The organism is Nocardia cyriacigeorgica NBRC 100375, assembly GCF_000308555.1.
GTDB classification, from domain to species: Bacteria; Actinomycetota; Actinomycetes; order Mycobacteriales; family Mycobacteriaceae; genus Nocardia; species Nocardia cyriacigeorgica.
Genome location: NZ_BAFY01000014.1, coordinates 23,325 through 39,603, shown reverse-complemented (window position 1 = coordinate 39,603; position 16,279 = coordinate 23,325). Strand labels below are relative to the sequence as shown.

Genomic DNA, 16,279 nt, shown 5'->3' with positions numbered 1-16,279 from the left:
GCGGGCCGCGCAGGAAGTCCTCGATGCCCTGCAAGGTGGTGTGTGCGAGGCCGTACTGCATGGCCACCAGATGTTCGGCCAGGTTGCGGAACAGCTGGCGGGTGATCGCCTTGCCGTCGAGATCGGTATGCATGGCGCACACGATCAGCGAGTTGCGGGTGCTGAAGTAGCGGGCCCAGTCGTCGAAGTCCTTCCAGTAGAAGTCGGCGTGCCATACCGCGGCATTGGGCAGCGTCACCGTGACGAAGCCGTGCTCGCGAGCCCGGACGCCGTATTCGACGTCGTCCCACTGGAAGAAGATCGGGATCGGCAGCCCGATCTTCTTGACCACCTCGGCCGGGATCAGGCAGGTCCACCAGGCGTTGTAGCCGGCGTCCACGCGACGTTCCTGGTTCTTCTTCAGCATGCTGGTGTTGCGCAGCGCCTTGGGCACCTTCTGCCCGTGCATCAGCTTGTCCAGATGCACTTCCTCGGCGCCGACATTGAGGTAGTCGGGGTTGAGCAGGAACAGCATCTGCGCGCCGACCAGCGTCGGCTCCACCGTCAGGTTCGCGAAAGCGTTGAGCCGCAACACCGTTTCCGGTTCGCAGAGGATGTCGTCGTCCATCAGGATGACGTCGGCGTGCTCGTTGGCGCCGGACACCTCGTAGAGCCCGCGGGTGAAGCCGCCTGCCCCGCCCAGGTTGGGCTGGCGGATGTAACGCAATTTGTCGCCGAGGACGGGCAGCGTCTGCTGGAACAGCGGCCGGTCCTGCACCAGATCGGTGCCCTGGTCGACCACGTAGACCGCGTCGATGGCGGCGAGCACGACAGGATCGGAGGCCAGTGCGGCAACGGTGTGCGCGCAGTCCTCGGCCCGGTTGAAGGTGCAGATCGCGATCGCGACCGGGCGCACCCGTTCCGGCGCGGCGGTGGTCCAGGTGAGCTCGGAGATGCCGAGTTCGGCGCCGACGGCGTCGAACTCCAGCCACAGCGCCCCGCCGTCGACGTACTGGTCCAGCGGCGCGGACAGGGTCAGCGGGCCGCTGGCGTCGACGTCGGCACTGGCGATGATGCGGCGATGCCCGGCGATATCGGAGGCGACCAGCCGCACCCGCGCCTTGTTCGCCACCTCCAGCGTCATCGTCGCCTCGACCGCCGTGACGGTGGTCCAGCGCTGCCAGTAGCTGGCCGCGAACCGCCCGAAGTAGGTGTTGGTGTGCGCGAGCGCGCCCTTCTCCAGCCGCAGCGTCTGCCGCTCCCGCGTCGAGCGGCCCTTGACCACGGCGTAGAGCTCATCGCTGACCTTCGGCGACGGGCCGGTGAAGATCCCTCGTTGCAGCACCAGTCGATCCGGCGCCGGGTGGGAGGCGACACGCAACGCGTCCGGAGCGATCTCCGCGCGATCGTTCGTTTCGGTAACGGCCTGGGTAGCCGACTGGTCCATGAAGTCCTCGAAATTCCTCATTGTGCCGACGGGACAGACATGTCCCTGGATACGGTTCGCGGCGGGAGCGAGGATATCAATCGCACACGCCGTAAGCCCGCCGAGTCGATACCCGGCGCTCCGGTCGGATAACCCCGCTCATTCGGCGCCGACCCGTTCCGGAGCGGGGGCGCTCTTGCCGACGAAGACGAACTTGTCGTAGGCCCAGTAGCGGAAAACCACGGCCACGATCTGGCCGATCAGCGTGCCGGAGATGTTGTCCGACAGAGCGCTGGACAGATCCAGCACATAGCGGGAAAAGCCCAGGCAGCCCAGCTGCAAGCCGATCGCGATGACGTTGAACACCGCGTACAGCAGGTACTCGCGCCCTGGATTGTCGGTCTTCTTGTGCGAGAAGGTCCACCACTTGTTGCCGAAGTAGGTGACCACCGTCGCGACCGCGATCGCGATGATCTTGGCGGGCAGCGGTGCGTGATAGAGCACACCCTCCCCGCCCCAGAACACCAGCAGGTTGTAGGTGCCTGCGTCGACCAGGAAACCGATGGCTCCGACCACGAGGAACGCGCTGCCCTGACGCAGTGCGGTGAACACTTTGCCGCTCAACGACGCGGGCGCCGCGGGGGCTGACTGCGGTGCGGGACTGGTCGGCTCACTGGGTGACACTCGGGCGACGGTACCGCAGGCACCTCGCTGGGGCGTTTGCCCGCGCGCACCTGTAATCTCCCGGTGTTCCCATTCACAGCCGACCTCGAGGATTGACCCGGGTGGATCCCACCGAGCTTCGCATTGCCGCCGTGGTCCCTTGCCACAACGAAGAGGCTTCGGTCGCCAAGGTCGTCACCGACCTGCAGGCCGCCGTGCCGGGCATCGTCGTCTACGTCTACGACAACCTGAGCACCGACGCCACGGCCGAACGCGCCCGCGAAGCCGGTGCGATCGTGCGGGCCGAGCACACCAAGGGCAAGGGCAATGTGGTGCGCCGCGCCTTCGCCGACATCGAGGCCGACGTGTATCTGATGATCGACGGCGACGACACCTACGAGGCGTCGGCCGCGCCGCTGATGATCAAGACCCTGCTCGACGGCCCCTACGACCATGTGCTCGGTGTGCGCAAGCAGGACGAGGGCACCTCGGCGTACCGGGCGGGCCACGAGACCGGCAACAAGGTGCTCAACGGCGTCGTCGGCAAGGTGTTCGGCGAGAATGTCGAGGACATGCTGAGCGGGTTCCGGGTGTTCTCCCGCCGCTTCGTCAAGAGCTTCCCGGCCGTCTCGCGCGAGTTCGAGATCGAGACCGAGCTGACGGTCCACTCGCTGCATCTGCGGGTGCCGCAGACCGCCGTCCCGGTCGGATTCCGTGACCGCCCGGCCGGTAGCGAGAGCAAGCTGCGCACCTACCACGACGGTTTCAAGATCCTCGCGCTCATCATCGGGCTGGCCAGACATGAGCGCCCGGTCGCCTTCTACGGCCTGTTCGGCACGCTGAGCTGGCTGGTGTCGGTGATCCTGACCATTCCGATCGTCATCGAGTTCTACGATTCGCACACCGTGCCGCGTTTCCCGACGCTGTTCCTCGCCTTCACTCTGCTGCTGCTGGGCAGCCTGGCCTGGACCGCCGGCATGATCCTCGACGGCATCCGCCGGTCCAGGCATGAGACGGCGCGGCTGGTCTACCTGCGCTATTCGGCTCCCGGGGAGGACCCGCGTCCCGGCGAGGCCGGGCGTTGACGACCTCGGCCGACCGGAAATCCGCGGACCGCGAAGAGCCGGTCGACCCCGAGAGCACAGCGACGGACCAGGCGGCCCCGGCGGCGGCCGAGCAAGCAACCGCACCCCCGGCCGACGAGCCGACAACCGCGGATGACGCTGCCGAGCGCGCACCCGGCGCCGAGTCCGGCACCGGCGATGCCGCCGCAACCGATGGCACGCCACCCACCTCCGGCGACAACTCGACCGCGGCCGCGTCGCGCACCGAGAAGCCCTTGTCGGCCGCGAACCCCGTGCGCCGCACCGCCGACACGCTGATCGCCAGGTTCGGTGCCGCCACCCTCGCCTTCACCATCCTCGCGACCCTGTTCGGTGCCGTGTTCGCGGTGATCACCCCGCCGTTCTGGGGCCACGACGAGATCACCCAGTTCGGCCGCGCCTACCAGGTGGCGCACGGTGGCTTCCTGCCGCAGGAAATCGATGACGATCGCGGCGTCGCCTACGGCGGCCAGGCCCCCGCGGCCATCGATGCGCTGATGGGCTACGCCTTCCGCGACTACAACGACAACCCTGAAGAGCCGGGTCCGATGGTCGGCGATCCGGGCGGGTACGACCGCGTCGGCGGCGCCGAGGTGACCGTCGAGCACAAGACGATCTGGTTCACCAATACCGCTGCCTACTCCCCGGTGCCCTATGTGCCCGCCGCGATCGGTATCCGGCTGGCCACCGTGCTCAACCTCGACGCCGCCGACATGGTGCTGCTCACCCGACTCGCTGGGCTGCTGGCCTACCTCGTGGTAGTCGGCTTCGCGCTGTGGTCGTTGCGCAACTACCGCGTCCAGTGGCTGGCGTTCAGCGTGGCGCTGCTGCCGATCGCGGTGTTCCAGGCAGGGACCGTCACTGCCGACACGATGACCAACGCCCTGGCCATCATGGTGTCGGCACTGCTGGTCAAGGCGCTGTTCCTGGGCCGAGGGCTGGGCCGGGTGGAGACCACGGCGCTGCTCGTCGCGACGGTGCTGCTGCCGTTGAGCAAGCCGACCTACGTGTTGCTGGCCATGTTGGTCGTGCTGGTCCCGGCCAAGCGCTTCGGATTCTCCGGCCCGCTGCGGTGGCTGCCGTTGCTGTGCGCGGGCATCGGTGCGGCCGGGTTCGCGGTGTGGATGAAGATCGCCGCGCCGACCGGTGACGGCATGAGCCTGATGCGGCCGCGGCACCAGTGGTACACGGTGAATCCGGGCGAACAGCTCAGCGGCATCCTGCGCGACCCGATCGGTTTCCTCGGCGTCTTCGGCGAGAGCATCGCCCGCCGCGATCAGGAGTGGTTCACCGAGTTCTTCGGCGAGCTCGGCTTCGGTTACGTGGACGTGCCCGCGATGTCGATCGTGACCTGTCTGCTGGCGTTCGCGGTCGGGCTCGGGATCGCCGAGCGGATGACGACCCCGGATCTCCGTCGCACCTTGATCATGGCGCTGACGTTGGCGGCGAGCGTCGCGATGATCTACGTGACGCTCTACATGTCGTTCACACCGGTCGACTTCTACATCATCGACGGCGTGCAGGGCCGCTACTTCGTGCCGCTGGCCATCCTCACCTTCGCGGTGCTGCTGCGCTGGATGCCGTTGCGGCTCACCGGTCCCGGCGGTAAAGCTCCGGGCCGGGCGGCGCCGATCACCATCATGGCCGCCACCACCATCGCGCTGGCCGCGGCGGCCATCAAGTACTACGTGGTCGTCTGGGGCTGAGTTCGCCCGCCCCTGACCCAGCCGGATTGCTGGGTCAGGGATGCTCGGCGATCAGGCCGTAGTAGCTGTCCGCGCGCGGGCTCAGTTCGGGCTGATCGTGGTCTCGCCCGCCGCCGCGTAGGCGCGTTCGGTGCTCTCCTTGTGCGGGCGCCACCAGTCCTCGTTCGCGCGGTACCAGGCGATGGTGTCGGCGAGGCCGGCCCGGAAATCGGCGTAGCGCGGCCGCCAGCCGAGCTCGGTGCGCAGCAGGCTCGCGTCGATGGCGTAGCGCTGATCGTGGCCGGGCCGGTCGGTGACGTGATCGAAATCGTCCGGGTCGCGGCCGAACGCTTCGAGGATCAGCCGCACAACGGTCTTGTTGTCGAGTTCGCCGTCGGCGCCGATGAGGTAGGTCTGCCCGATCCGGCCGCGTTCGAGCACATCCCAGACCGCGCGGTTGTGGTCGTCGACGTGGATCCAATCCCGGATCTGATGACCCGCGCCGTACAGCCGCGGGCGCACCCCGTCGATGAGATTGGTGATCTGGCGCGGGATGAACTTCTCCACGTGCTGGTACGGGCCGTAGTTGTTGGAGCAGTTGGACAGCGTGGCGCGCACCCCGAACGAGCGTGTCCAGGCCCGCACCAGCAGATCGCTGGCGGCCTTGGTCGCCGAATAGGGGCTGGACGGGTTGTAGGCGGTCTGCTCGGTGAAAGCGGGGTCGGCGGCGTCCAGATCGCCGTACACCTCGTCGGTGGAGACGTGGTGGTAGCGCACGTCGTGCCTGCGCACCGCTTGCAGCAGCGAGTACGTGCCGACGATATTGGTCTGCACGAACGGCCACGGCTCGGTCAGCGAGTTGTCGTTGTGCGATTCGGCGGCGAAGTGGACCACCGCGTCGACCCCGCTGACCAGTTCGTCGACCAGATCGAGGTCGGAGATGTCGCCGTGCACGAAGTCGATGCGGTCGGCGACCGGCTCGAGTGAGGCTCTGTTCCCAGCGTAGGTAAGCGCGTCGAGCACGGTTACTGTGACTTCGGGCCGTTCGGTCACGGTCTGTTGGACGAAATTCGCCCCGATGAACCCGGCACCGCCGGTTACCAGCAATCGCACCCTACTCACCTTACGTCGCCGCGGGCGGGCTCCCGGCACCGCGGGCATGGGCGAATTGCGAAGATAGCGGAAATAGATGGATGTGGCCTTGGTCGCTTTGAATGCCGATTCAGTGAAATCCGGCATCGGCGAAACCGCTGGAAACTCCGCCTAGAAGTACATATTTCCGGATCCGCACCGCGCCAAACGTGTCTACGGTGAACAGAATTTGAACGAACGGACACAGCCGGTTCACCCATCGTTAGCTGAATTCGATTTCGATCATTTCGTCCCCTCCGAACGCTTTACATCGAGGTTCCAGAAATGCTGATGAGGAAATTCGCCGCGACTTCGGCGCTCGTGATCGCCGCGCTCGGCGTCACGGCCGGCACCGTCAACGCCGCGCCCGCCCCCGAGACCGCCGTCAACTTCACCGCCGAGAGCACCGAGTCGTCGACGATCATCACCACCGATGCCGGCTCGCTCGTCGTCGAGGACAACACCTTCAAGGTGAAGGCGAGCAACGGCACCGTGCTGGCCGGAACCCCGCTGTCGTTCCGGGTGGACGATTTCGAGTTCCCGATCGCCGCCGACATCTCCGGCCGCACCGCCACCCTGACCCCGCAGCTGGACATGGCCAAGGCCGTCTACAAGCCGGTGGCCCTGCCGTTCGAGGACCAGGCCAACTGGAAGTCCCCCTATGACCGGGAGAAGGACGCCTTCAACCGGATGAAGGACACCATCAGCACCGGCGCCACCATCGCCACCCTGGTCGGCGGCATCGGCGGCGCGGCCGTCGGTTGCGTGCTCGGCGGTATCGCGGGCGCCACCGTCGCCTCGGCCACCATCATCGGCCTGTTCGGTCCGTTCATCCCGGCCGCCGCGGTCGGCTGCATCGGCGGCATCCTGGCCGTCGGCGCGCTCGGCACCCTGGCCGGCCAGATCCTGATCACCGCGCCCGTCGCGATCGGCGCCGCGATCCAGTACTTCACCACCATCAACCAGCCGTTCAACCCGCCGGCCAAGTAATTCACCGACGGTTCCCTACAGCAGGTAACCCCGTCCGGTTCCGACCGGGCGGGGTTTCTGCCGTGATCGCCGAATATTTGCCCCGAAATTATGGGACGTATTTCGGATCACATTTTCCGCAGTATTCCTATCCGGCAGATTCACCGCGTGTGTGCGGGTTTGTTTACATACGGTTCACGCGGTGCGCACGTGCTCGTCCTGCTCGATTCTTGCCCGGATGAATCGTGAGGCGCGGGCCAGGGCGGCCCGGCCCTCGGGCAGATTCGGCGCGATGCTCATGAAATCGTGCACGGTCCCGCGCCAGAGCTCGAGCGAGTTCGGCACCCCGGCCGCGGTGAGCCGCCGGGCCATGAGCTCGCTGTCGAAGCGCAGCAGCTCCTGCTCGGCCGCGATCAGCAATACCGGAGGCAACCCGGCCAGGGGCGCGTTGACCGGGGACAGCTTCGGGTCGAGGACGCCTGCGACCTCACCGCCGAGCCGCACCACCGCGGTCAGCGCCGCCAGCGGGATATAGGCGTCGCGCGCGGTCTTCTCGTACTCGCTTTTCGCGGCGTAATCGAGATCCAGCAGCGGGCTGAGGCCGAGAATCCCCGCCGGTGCCGGTAGCCCGGCCTGTAGCGCGGCGAGCACGGTCGAGAAGGCCAGCAGGCCGCCCGCCGAATCGCCGGCGATGACGATGCGCGCGGGATCGACCCGGTGCCGCAGCAGCCAGCGGTAGGCCTCCAGACAGTCGGCCAGCGATTCGGTGATGCGGGTACCGGGCAGCTGCCGGTACTCGACGTTCACCACCGGTAGCCCGGTCCGGCGGGCCAAGCCGGCCACGACAGGCCGGTGTGTGCGCAGGCCGCAGATCGCGAAGCCGCCGCCGTGGAAGTACAGCACCGCACCGTGCCGCAGCGCCCGGGAAGCCCCCGCGGGGCGCACGATCTCCATCCGGAAGCCCTTCAGCCGGACCTGCTCACGGTCGATGCCCGCGGGTTCCGGGCGCAGCATCGACAGGCCGTCGATCAGGGCCGCACCGACGGGCAGCGTCAGCCGATTGATCGGGAAAGTGCGCAGGACCGGTCGCACCACACCGCGGAAGGCCGCCTCGAAGACGCGTCCCGGCGCACTCGGACCACCGGGGTTGACCACGATGCCTGGTTCTTTCATCGCACTCATCGCGCACCTGCCTCCACTGGGGCGTCGAGCCCCGGCCGGACAGCAGCCCGGATGAGCGTCGACGCTGACGTTCCCGATCACACCCGGCGACGAGTCAGAAGCGAGTACGTTTCACAACTCGCGGCCCCGGCACACCGTGTGACCGTTATATGTGCAACAACAGTGCCCGAATCCGCTGTTCCCTATACCTGTTACCCGCACGCCGTAACCGTTTCGAACAGCACTCGGAATCTCCCCGAAGCCTGGACCGAGTGGCGGCGCACTCGGACAACCGGTTCGTTGCCGCAGGCAGGCCCATCCGTCGCCCTCATCCCCCGGTGGACGTACCCGTTGATCCCCGATGGCCGGTCGCCCTTGTCCCCGTAAGTCCTGGCAGACTGTGCAGACATGCGCGGAATCATCTTGGCCGGCGGCACCGGGACCCGGTTGCACCCGATCACGCGCGGTGTCAGCAAGCAGCTGGTCCCGGTCTACGACAAGCCGATGGTCTACTACCCGCTCTCCACGCTGATGCTGGCCGGGATCCGCGAGATCCTGGTGATCACCACCCCGGAGGACGCGGACTCGTTCCGTCGCCTGCTCGGCGACGGCACCCAGTTCGGCATCACCATCGACTACGTCGTCCAGCCCGAACCCGACGGCCTGGCCAGGGCCTTCGTCCTCGGCGCCGACCATATCGGCACCGAGTGCGCGGCTCTGGTGCTCGGCGACAACATCTTCCACGGGCCGGGCCTCGGCACCAGCCTCAACCGCTTCGCCGGCCTGGACGGCGGCGCGGTGTTCGCCTACCGGGTCTCCGATCCCGGCGCGTACGGCGTCGTCGAATTCGCCGACGGCCGAGCGATATCCATCGAGGAGAAGCCGAAGGTCCCGCGCTCGAACTACGCGATCCCCGGCCTGTACTTCTACGACAACGATGTGGTGGAGATCGCCCGCGGCCTGCGCCCGTCCGCGCGCGGCGAATACGAGATCACCGATATCAACCGGGCCTATCTGGAGGCGGGCAAGCTGCGCGTCGACGTGCTCGCGCGCGGCACCGCGTGGCTGGACACCGGCACCTTCGACTCGCTGCTGGACGCCGCCAATTACGTGCGCACCATCGAAGAACGCCAGGGCCTCAAGATCGGTGTGCCCGAAGAGGTCGCCTGGCGGATGGGCTATATCGACGACGAACAGCTGTGCGCGCTGGCCGATCCGCTGGTGCGGTCCGGGTACGGCAGCTATCTGCTCGATCTGCTCGAGCGCGGACGAGGTTGGTGAGGATGCAGATCAGGGAGATGTCGATCCCGGGCGCGTGGGTGTTCACCCCGCGGCTGCACAGCGACGAGCGCGGGACCTTCGCCGAGACGTTCAAGGCGTCGGAGTTCGAGAAGGCCACCGGCCGCCGCTTCGATCTGCTCCAGGTCAACACCTCGGTGTCGGCCGCCGGGGTGCTGCGCGGCATCCACTACACCGAAAACCCGCCCGGCCAGGCCAAATACGTGAGCTGCGTGCGCGGGGCGTTCCTCGACGTGGTGGTGGATCTGCGCGCGGGCTCGCCGACCTTCGGGCGCTGGGACAGCGTCGTGCTCGACGATGTGGAGCGCCGTTCGGTGTTCCTGTCCGAGGGACTCGGCCACGCGATCCTGTCGCTGGCCGACGATTCCACCGTCACCTATCTGTGCTCGCTGGAGTACTCCCCCGAATTCGACCATGATCTGGACGCTTTCGACCCGGAGCTGGCCATCGACTGGCCGCGCACCGATCGCGAGGGCCGCTCGATCACCTACCTGCGTTCACCGAAGGACGCCGCCGCACCCCGGCTGGCCGATCGCTGACCCGAAACCCGACCGCTTGTGCACGACGAGCGCTGGACGGCAAGGGCTTCGACCGGCAGGAACGTGAAACCGGTGCGCTCAGCGGCAGTTCGCGCGGGCCTCGTCGATCGCCGTGCGCGCGTCGACCGCCACGGATCGGATGCTGTCGAAAGCCGCCCGGTACCGGTCGACTTCGGGTGTTTTGTCCAGGTACACCGGCCCGGTGAACGCCTCCACATAGACCACCGGTGGTTCCGGTGCCCCCGCCGCCGGGTCGGGCGCCGGGAATTCGAGCAGCACGAACGTCCCCGATTCGATGCCGAGGTGATATTCGGCGTCCGAGGGCACCACCTGGATGCGCACATTCGGCAGTTCACACATCAGCCGCAGGTGGTCGAGCTGGCCGGCGGTGACCGAGCGATCGCCCAGCGGCCGCCACAGCGCCGCCTCCCCGATCAGCACATCCAGCCGCAGTGGTGATTCGTCCCTGGTCAGCAGGGGCTGGCGGGCCATCCGCAACCGCACCCGGCGCTCGATATCGGAATCGGAGAGCTCCGGGCGCGCGGCCCGGAGCAGCGCGCGGGCGTAGGCCTCGGTTTGCAACAGGCCGGGAATCAGCTGGTCCTCGTAGGCGAACAGCCGCGAGGCGGCCTCTTCCAGCCCGATATAGACCTCGAACCCCTCACCGATGACATCGCTGTAACCGGTCCACCAGCCGCGCGCCTTGGTCTCCTTGGCCAGGGCGGTGAGCGGCGCGACGGCCTCCGGTGGCGCACCGTACACCTTGCACATGGCCTCTACATCCAGGCCGCGCAGCGAGGTCTGTCCGGTTTCGATGCGCCAGATCTTGGCCTCCGACCACTCCAATTGCTGCGCCGCGGCGCGCGTGGTCATCCTCGCCCGGTTGCGCAGATCGCGCAGCTGCCTGCCGAGGCGCCGCCTCGGCATGGTCGAGCCGGTGGTCCCCTGTGCTGCCAATGTTCCCCCTTGTTAGACGAACGGCATTGTTCCACAACGAAACCGGACGGCAATACCAGGGATGTCACAGGTAGGCCGCGTGTCACTTCCAGGCCACTCACTTGCGCGAGCCGCCGCGGCGGAACCTCCAGAACTGCACCGCGCGAACGTCTTCGGAAAGCTGGTTGACCGGCTCGGCCACATCGGAGAGCGCCTGGAACAGATCGTCGGCCAGATCGCTGATGTGCTCGACGCGCGTGGCCAGCCGGGAGGCATTCACCAGAAACTCCAGCACCAGCCGCACCGAGGCCGCGATACTCAGCCCCAACGGCACCGCGATCAATGCGGCGACGATGCCGAGCAGCGCCGAGGCCTGCCACATCAGCACCGTCAGCGCGATCGGGATGCCGAAGGCGAACAGCAACCCGAGCAGATAGGCCAGCGGCAGCAGGGTCCGGGTGACGGGTCTGCGGAACTGCACATCGAGCAGGCCGCGCACGGCGTCGGCGCACCACTGCCGGAACGCGCGCCTGCTGACGAACGGCTCGGGCGAGGTCTCCTCGTCGGCCGCCGCGTCCGGGAAGCGGCGGGCCGCGGCCGAGCGCCAGGTGATCCAGCGCGACTCGGCCTCCGGGTCGTCCGGTTGCGGCGACTCGGTGCGGTCGGACTCATCACTCATGCCGGAAATCCTCCCCGCTCCCGGCTGCGGAAACCAGCCCCGGCCTCGTCACATCTGCCCCGGTCGGGGCCGGGAAACCGGACTGGCACCGCCCTAGCACCGATCGCTATTACTCGCCGGTAAATGAGACGAATCCGACAGTTGTGAAAAATTCTCCGAATCTCGTAACGCTTCGGGCACCTGCCCTCGATACGAACCATGAATGCAGGACCTGATCTGTAACGGGGAATGGAGAAGACAGTGCGCACGACGTTTCCGACTTCCGTCTCGGCGGACGCCATGTCCGCAGCCGCGCAGGACTACACCCAGCGCGGTTGGACGGTCGCCGAAACGGCCAACGGTCTGTGCCTGATCACCGATGACGACCTGTCCGCCATCGAGGTCAGTGGGGAACTGGCCGCGGAGGTCCGTCGCTTCCTGCGTGCCAACAACCTGTCCGGACCGGTGATCGAGATCCCCGGTACCGAGCGTCGCGAGATCCACCTGGTCACCGGTGCCCGCAAGGCCGCCATGGCGATCGAGGCGCTGCGTGAGGCCGGGGCCACCGTCCACACCGACGGTGCGAGCATCCCGCTGCCGCCGACGCAGCTCTCGGCCGGGTCGGCCTGCTGGGGCATCGCCCCCGGCGAGGCCCGCTGGGTGCCGCCGGTGGTCGCGATCAGCGCCGCCGCGCGGGCCGCGGCGGCTCGCAAGCGTGGACAGCTCACCAGCGTCGCCTGCTGAGCCGGCACCGCAGACACGGACCAGACCGTCCGAGTAGACAACCGCACACACGGCTACCGACCCCGTCGTTCACCGACGGGGTCTTTGCCGTGCGCCGAAAAGCCTTGGGCGCGCATGGGTTCGCCGCGCGGTAACCCGGCACCCAGAATCGAACGAACCAGTCTGTTTTGTCGCTGCCCGGAAAACCTTGGGCGAGCTCGGGATTCACCGATCCGGACTGGACGCATTCCGCTCCGCAACCGAGTGTTTGCCGGATAAAATTGACCAGCTTTCGTTTTAAGTCGCTGGTTCGACGACGAGCCTCGACGGTCTCGAATCCGGCTATCTCAGGGGGCGCGCATGCGCGGCAGCGACGGCGAGCACGAACTACAGGAACGTCACGGCACCCAGGACCGGGCCCGGCGCTTCTACGACGACCAGGTCCGCGATCGGCTCAACGAGCAGATGATCGACTTCGTCGGCCGGATGGATATGGCGTTCATCGCCACCGCCGACGCCAACGGCGAATGCGATGCCAGCTTCCGGGCGGGCGAACCGGGATTCCTGCACGTCATCGACGCGCAGACGATCGCCTACCCGGAATATCGGGGCAACGGCGTACTGGCCAGCCTCGGCAATATCCACACCAACCCGCACATCGGCATCCTGCTGATCGACTTCGTGCGCGATCTGATCGGCCTGCACATCAACGGCTCGGCCCGCATCGTCGACGATCTCGCGCTGCGCACCTGGGTACCCGGCCTGCCCTCGAGCCGTCGCGGACGCGAGGCCCAGCTGTGGGTGGTTGTCGACGTCGAAGAGGCCTACATCCACTGCCGCAAACACATCCCGCATCTGGTGCAGGCCACCCGTGAGCAGCGGGAATGGGGTACCGACAGCGTGCGGGCCAAGGGCGGTGACTATTTCGGCGTGAAAACGGATTCGCTGGTGGAGAGCTGACCCCTAGTCGATCTTGAAGATGACCATCCGCTGCACGACGAAGTTGATCACGGTGGCGGTGCCCTGCGCGACGACGAACGCCAGCGGCAGCCGCCACCACGTGTCGTCGAGTGCCTGGTACATCACCCAGTTGAGACCGACCTGCACCGCGAAGGTCAGCGCGTACAGCGCCACCACCGCCATGAACCGGGTCCGGCTCGGCGGAGCCTGGAACGTCCAGCGCCGATTGATCACATAAGCGGTGGTGGTGCCCGCGATGAAGCCGATGGCCTTGGCCAGGCTGACCTGCAGGCCGACCGCGTACAGCAGGGAATACAGGCCGAAGTCGACGATCGCCGACAACCCACCGGTCACGCCGAACCGGATGACCTGCGTCTTCAGATCGACATCAGTGCTCTGCCCATCACGGTGCTCCCGGGTCGCTGCGTGGTTACGCAAGCTGCCTCCTTCGCTCCCGTCGGTCGCACCGGCCGGCTCGTCGACCAGCGGAAGCTCGACCGGAAGCGGCAGATGGGGTTCGGCACTCACGCGCACGAGACTAATGGACGCCGCCGCGGCCCACCGTGCACCCGAGCCCATCCACCGGCCCACATCACGCGCGCGTGGCCGACGCCATACCGGCGGGTACGGCGACCCCGGCCGCCCCATCGGCGATACCTGTAGCCTCTATGCCGATGTCCACGAAAGCTACGACCCCCACCACGACGACCGGTGATGACAGCGTTTCCGCCGCCACCAACGGCGCGGGCCGCGCGTTCGATCTACCGACGCGCACCCGGACGCTCACCGGGTGGGGTCGCACCGCACCTACATCCGCCGAAGTGCTCTCGACCAGCGATCCGGAACTGATCGCCAAGGCCGTGGCCATGGTCGCCGAGGACAACGACGGCAAGCCCGCTCACCTGCGCCGCGGCATCATCGCGCGCGGGCTCGGCCGCTCCTACGGCGACCACGCGCAGAACGGCGGCGGCCTCGTCGTCGACATGACCGCGCTCAACCGCATCCACCGCATCGACGGCGACACCCACATGGTCGACGTCGACGGTGGCGTGAGCCTGGACCAGCTGATGAAGGCGGCGCTGCCGTTCGGCCTGTGGGTTCCGGTGCTGCCCGGCACCAGGCAGGTCACCATCGGCGGCGCCATCGCCTCCGATATCCACGGCAAGAACCATCACTCCGAAGGCAGCTTCGGCAACCACGTCCGCTCCATCGACCTGCTCACCGCCGACGGCCAGGTGCAGACCATCTCGCCGAAGAAGAACGCGAAACTGTTCTGGGCGACCGTCGGCGGCAACGGCCTGACCGGCATCATCCTGCGCGCGACGATCGAGATGATCCCGACCGAGACCGCGTACTTCCTCAACGACGGCGTCAAGACCAGGACGCTGGACGAGACCATCGCGGTGCACAGCGATGGAAGCGAGGCGAACTACACGTATTCGAGTGCGTGGTTCGACGTGATCAGCCCGCCGCCGGCGCTGGGCCGCTGCACGCTCACTCGCGGTCGGCTGGCGAAGGTGGACGAGCTGCCCAAGAAACTGCGCAAACGCCCGCTCAAGTTCGACGCACCACAGCTGATGACCGTCCCGGACATCTTCCCGAACTGGACGATGAACAAGCTGACGATGAATGCCATCGGCCAGGCGTATTACGCGATGGGCGGCAACTACACCGGCAAGGTGCAGAACCTGACGCAGTTCTATCACCCGCTCGACATGATCGCCGAGTGGAACCGCGGCTATGGCTCCAACGGCTTCCTGCAGTACCAGTTCGTGGTGCCGACCGAGGCGGTCGATGCGTTCAAGAGCATCATCGTCGACATCCAGCGCTCCGGGCACTACTCCGCGCTGAACGTCTTCAAGCTGTTCGGCCCCGGCAACCAGGCACCGCTGAGCTTCCCGATGCCCGGTTGGAACATCTGCGTCGACTTCCCGATCCGGCCCGGACTCAACGAGCTGGTCACCGAACTCGACAAGCGCGTCCTGGAATTCGGCGGACGGCTCTACACCGCGAAGGATTCGCGCACCACCGCCGAAACCTTCCACAAGATGTACCCGCGCATCGACGAGTGGATCCAGATCCGCCGAAGTGTCGACCCCACAGGCGTTTTCATGTCCGATATGGCCAGGAGGCTGGAGCTCCAGTGATCAACGCAGTAGGCAACCCGCAGACCATCCTGCTGCTCGGCGGAACGTCGGAGATCGGGCTGGCGATCTGTGCCGAGTACCTGAAGAAGGGCGCCGCCCGGATCATCCTGGCCACCCTGCCGGGCGATCCGCTGCGCGACACCGCGGTGGCGCAGATGAAGGCGTCCGGGGCCGAGCAGGTCGATGTCATCGATTTCGACGCGCTCGACACCGACAGCCACCCCAAGGTGATCGAACAGGCCTGGGACGGCGGCGATGTGGACGTCGCCATCGTCGCCTTCGGCATCCTCGGTGACGCCGAGGAGCTGTGGCAGAACCAGCGCAAGGCGGTGCAGATCGTCGGCATCAACTACACCGCCGCGGTGTCGGTCGGTGTGCTGGTCGGCGAGAAGATGAAGGCGCAGGGCTACGGCCGCATCATCGCCATGTCCTCGGTGGCCGGTGAGCGGGTGCGCCGCTCCAACTTCGTCTACGGCTCCACCAAGGCCGGTCTCGACGGCTTCTACCTCGGCCTCGGCGAGGCGCTGCGCCCCTACGGCCCGCGCGTGCTCGTCATCCGGCCGGGCCAGGTGCGCACCACCACCACGCTCGAGCACTGGAAGGCGACCGGCGCCAAGGAAGCGCCGTTCACCGTCGACAAGGAAGAGGTCGCCGCACTCGCGGTCGAGGCCTCGCAGAAGGGCAAGGAGCTCATCTGGGCTCCGGGCCAGGTGCGTTACCTGATGTCGGTGCTGCGCCACATCCCGCGCCCGATCTTCCGCAAATTGCCCATGTGAGCAGCTGTCCGCAGCCGGGATCGACGGCGGCCCCGGCTGCGGTGCCGCCCGGTTTCACCGTCCGAATGATCCGTGGTCTCGGCCCGCCTGGCGGGCCTGCGCTTTCGACTGACTGCGCACTGGA

General features: G+C 67.1%; 16 protein-coding genes. 9 read left to right on the top strand and 7 right to left on the bottom strand.

The window, feature by feature from the left end:
- Nucleotides 1-1,426: glycosyltransferase (locus tag RJ05_RS00975; protein ID WP_051016049.1), on the bottom strand; the 1,426-nt coding region annotated here is incomplete at its 3' end.
- A gap of 138 nt (nucleotides 1,427-1,564) precedes the next feature.
- Nucleotides 1,565-2,089 carry a GtrA family protein gene (locus RJ05_RS00970; protein WP_051016043.1) on the bottom strand — a complete coding sequence of 175 codons (525 nt, stop codon included), beginning with the start codon at nucleotides 2,087-2,089 and terminating at the stop codon, nucleotides 1,565-1,567.
- Between the two features lie 101 nt (nucleotides 2,090-2,190).
- On the opposite strand from RJ05_RS00970, the gene RJ05_RS00965 reads away from it, so the two are divergent.
- Both RJ05_RS00965 and RJ05_RS00960 read left to right on the top strand, forming a co-directional pair.
- On the top strand, nucleotides 2,191-3,153 hold the full coding sequence (locus RJ05_RS00965; protein ID WP_036531828.1) for a glycosyltransferase: 963 nt from the start codon (nucleotides 2,191-2,193) through the stop codon (nucleotides 3,151-3,153).
- Nucleotides 3,150-4,877, top strand: a complete 1,728-nt coding sequence (locus RJ05_RS00960) for a DUF2142 domain-containing protein (RefSeq protein WP_036531826.1) — start codon at nucleotides 3,150-3,152, stop codon at nucleotides 4,875-4,877. The genes RJ05_RS00965 and RJ05_RS00960 overlap by 4 nt, the downstream gene beginning before the upstream one ends.
- 81 nt (nucleotides 4,878-4,958) lie before the next feature.
- Here the strand turns inward: RJ05_RS00960 and rfbB are convergent, their stop codons facing one another.
- On the bottom strand, nucleotides 4,959-5,969 hold the full coding sequence (gene rfbB / locus RJ05_RS00955; RefSeq protein ID WP_036531863.1) for a dTDP-glucose 4,6-dehydratase: 1,011 nt from the start codon (nucleotides 5,967-5,969) through the stop codon (nucleotides 4,959-4,961).
- 303 nt (nucleotides 5,970-6,272) lie between these two features.
- On the opposite strand from rfbB, the gene RJ05_RS00950 reads away from it, so the two are divergent.
- Nucleotides 6,273-6,977, top strand: a complete 705-nt coding sequence (locus RJ05_RS00950) for a DUF8020 domain-containing protein (RefSeq protein ID WP_036531823.1) — start codon at nucleotides 6,273-6,275, stop codon at nucleotides 6,975-6,977.
- 174 nt (nucleotides 6,978-7,151) lie between these two features.
- Here the strand turns inward: RJ05_RS00950 and RJ05_RS00945 are convergent, their stop codons facing one another.
- Nucleotides 7,152-8,138, bottom strand: coding sequence for an alpha/beta hydrolase (locus tag RJ05_RS00945; protein WP_051016041.1), 987 nt, complete (start codon nucleotides 8,136-8,138; stop codon nucleotides 7,152-7,154).
- A 387-nt stretch (nucleotides 8,139-8,525) separates the two neighbouring features.
- Here RJ05_RS00945 and rfbA point away from each other — a divergent pair, with 387 nt between their 5' ends.
- Nucleotides 8,526-9,398, top strand: a complete 873-nt coding sequence (gene rfbA, locus RJ05_RS00940) for a glucose-1-phosphate thymidylyltransferase RfbA (RefSeq protein WP_036531814.1) — start codon at nucleotides 8,526-8,528, stop codon at nucleotides 9,396-9,398.
- A gap of 2 nt (nucleotides 9,399-9,400) precedes the next feature.
- Nucleotides 9,401-9,955 carry a dTDP-4-dehydrorhamnose 3,5-epimerase family protein gene (locus RJ05_RS00935; RefSeq protein ID WP_036531812.1) on the top strand — a complete coding sequence of 185 codons (555 nt, stop codon included), beginning with the start codon at nucleotides 9,401-9,403 and terminating at the stop codon, nucleotides 9,953-9,955.
- A 78-nt stretch (nucleotides 9,956-10,033) separates the two neighbouring features.
- Here the strand turns inward: RJ05_RS00935 and RJ05_RS00930 are convergent, their stop codons facing one another.
- Together RJ05_RS00930 and RJ05_RS00925 are read right to left on the bottom strand one after the other, a co-directional pair.
- Complete coding sequence (locus RJ05_RS00930) at nucleotides 10,034-10,912, bottom strand: helix-turn-helix domain-containing protein (RefSeq protein ID WP_228783175.1); 879 nt, start codon at nucleotides 10,910-10,912, stop codon at nucleotides 10,034-10,036.
- Nucleotides 10,913-11,009: 97 nt separating this feature from the next.
- Entirely contained in the window at nucleotides 11,010-11,570 is a 561-nt protein-coding gene (locus RJ05_RS00925; RefSeq protein ID WP_036531806.1) for a DUF4282 domain-containing protein, read from the bottom strand.
- Between the two features lie 240 nt (nucleotides 11,571-11,810).
- Between RJ05_RS00925 and RJ05_RS00920 the strand changes: the two genes are divergently transcribed.
- Complete coding sequence (locus RJ05_RS00920; protein WP_036531861.1) at nucleotides 11,811-12,293, top strand: hypothetical protein; 483 nt, start codon at nucleotides 11,811-11,813, stop codon at nucleotides 12,291-12,293.
- Between the two features lie 339 nt (nucleotides 12,294-12,632).
- Entirely contained in the window at nucleotides 12,633-13,232 is a 600-nt protein-coding gene (locus tag RJ05_RS00915; RefSeq protein ID WP_036531805.1) for a pyridoxamine 5'-phosphate oxidase family protein, read from the top strand.
- A gap of 3 nt (nucleotides 13,233-13,235) precedes the next feature.
- Here RJ05_RS00915 and RJ05_RS32720 read toward each other — a convergent pair whose 3' ends face one another.
- Complete coding sequence (locus RJ05_RS32720; RefSeq protein WP_373365043.1) at nucleotides 13,236-13,766, bottom strand: GtrA family protein; 531 nt, start codon at nucleotides 13,764-13,766, stop codon at nucleotides 13,236-13,238.
- Between the two features lie 134 nt (nucleotides 13,767-13,900).
- Here RJ05_RS32720 and dprE1 point away from each other — a divergent pair, with 134 nt between their 5' ends.
- Both dprE1 and dprE2 read left to right on the top strand, forming a co-directional pair.
- The gene (gene dprE1 / locus RJ05_RS00905; protein ID WP_081597101.1) at nucleotides 13,901-15,379 is read left to right on the top strand and encodes a decaprenylphosphoryl-beta-D-ribose oxidase; all 1,479 of its coding nucleotides are present in this window, start codon (nucleotides 13,901-13,903) and stop codon (nucleotides 15,377-15,379) included.
- On the top strand, nucleotides 15,376-16,155 hold the full coding sequence (gene dprE2 / locus RJ05_RS00900) for a decaprenylphospho-beta-D-erythro-pentofuranosid-2-ulose 2-reductase (RefSeq protein ID WP_036531804.1): 780 nt from the start codon (nucleotides 15,376-15,378) through the stop codon (nucleotides 16,153-16,155). The genes dprE1 and dprE2 overlap by 4 nt, the downstream gene beginning before the upstream one ends.
- Nucleotides 16,156-16,279: the final 124 nt, after the last annotated feature.

Bases quoted from the DNA above. Each gene is read 5' to 3' on its own strand.
- RJ05_RS00950 (WP_036531823.1), top strand. From the start codon at position 6,273: ATGCTGATGAGGAAATTCGCCGCGACTTCGGCGCTCGTGATCGCCGCG.
- RJ05_RS00945 (WP_051016041.1), bottom strand. From the start codon at position 8,138: ATGAGTGCGATGAAAGAACCAGGCATCGTGGTCAACCCCGGTGGTCCG.
- rfbA (WP_036531814.1), top strand. From the start codon at position 8,526: ATGCGCGGAATCATCTTGGCCGGCGGCACCGGGACCCGGTTGCACCCG.
- RJ05_RS00935 (WP_036531812.1), top strand. From the start codon at position 9,401: ATGCAGATCAGGGAGATGTCGATCCCGGGCGCGTGGGTGTTCACCCCG.
- RJ05_RS00925 (WP_036531806.1), bottom strand. From the start codon at position 11,570: ATGAGTGATGAGTCCGACCGCACCGAGTCGCCGCAACCGGACGACCCG.
- RJ05_RS00915 (WP_036531805.1), top strand. From the start codon at position 12,633: ATGCGCGGCAGCGACGGCGAGCACGAACTACAGGAACGTCACGGCACC.
- dprE1 (WP_081597101.1), top strand. From the start codon at position 13,901: ATGCCGATGTCCACGAAAGCTACGACCCCCACCACGACGACCGGTGAT.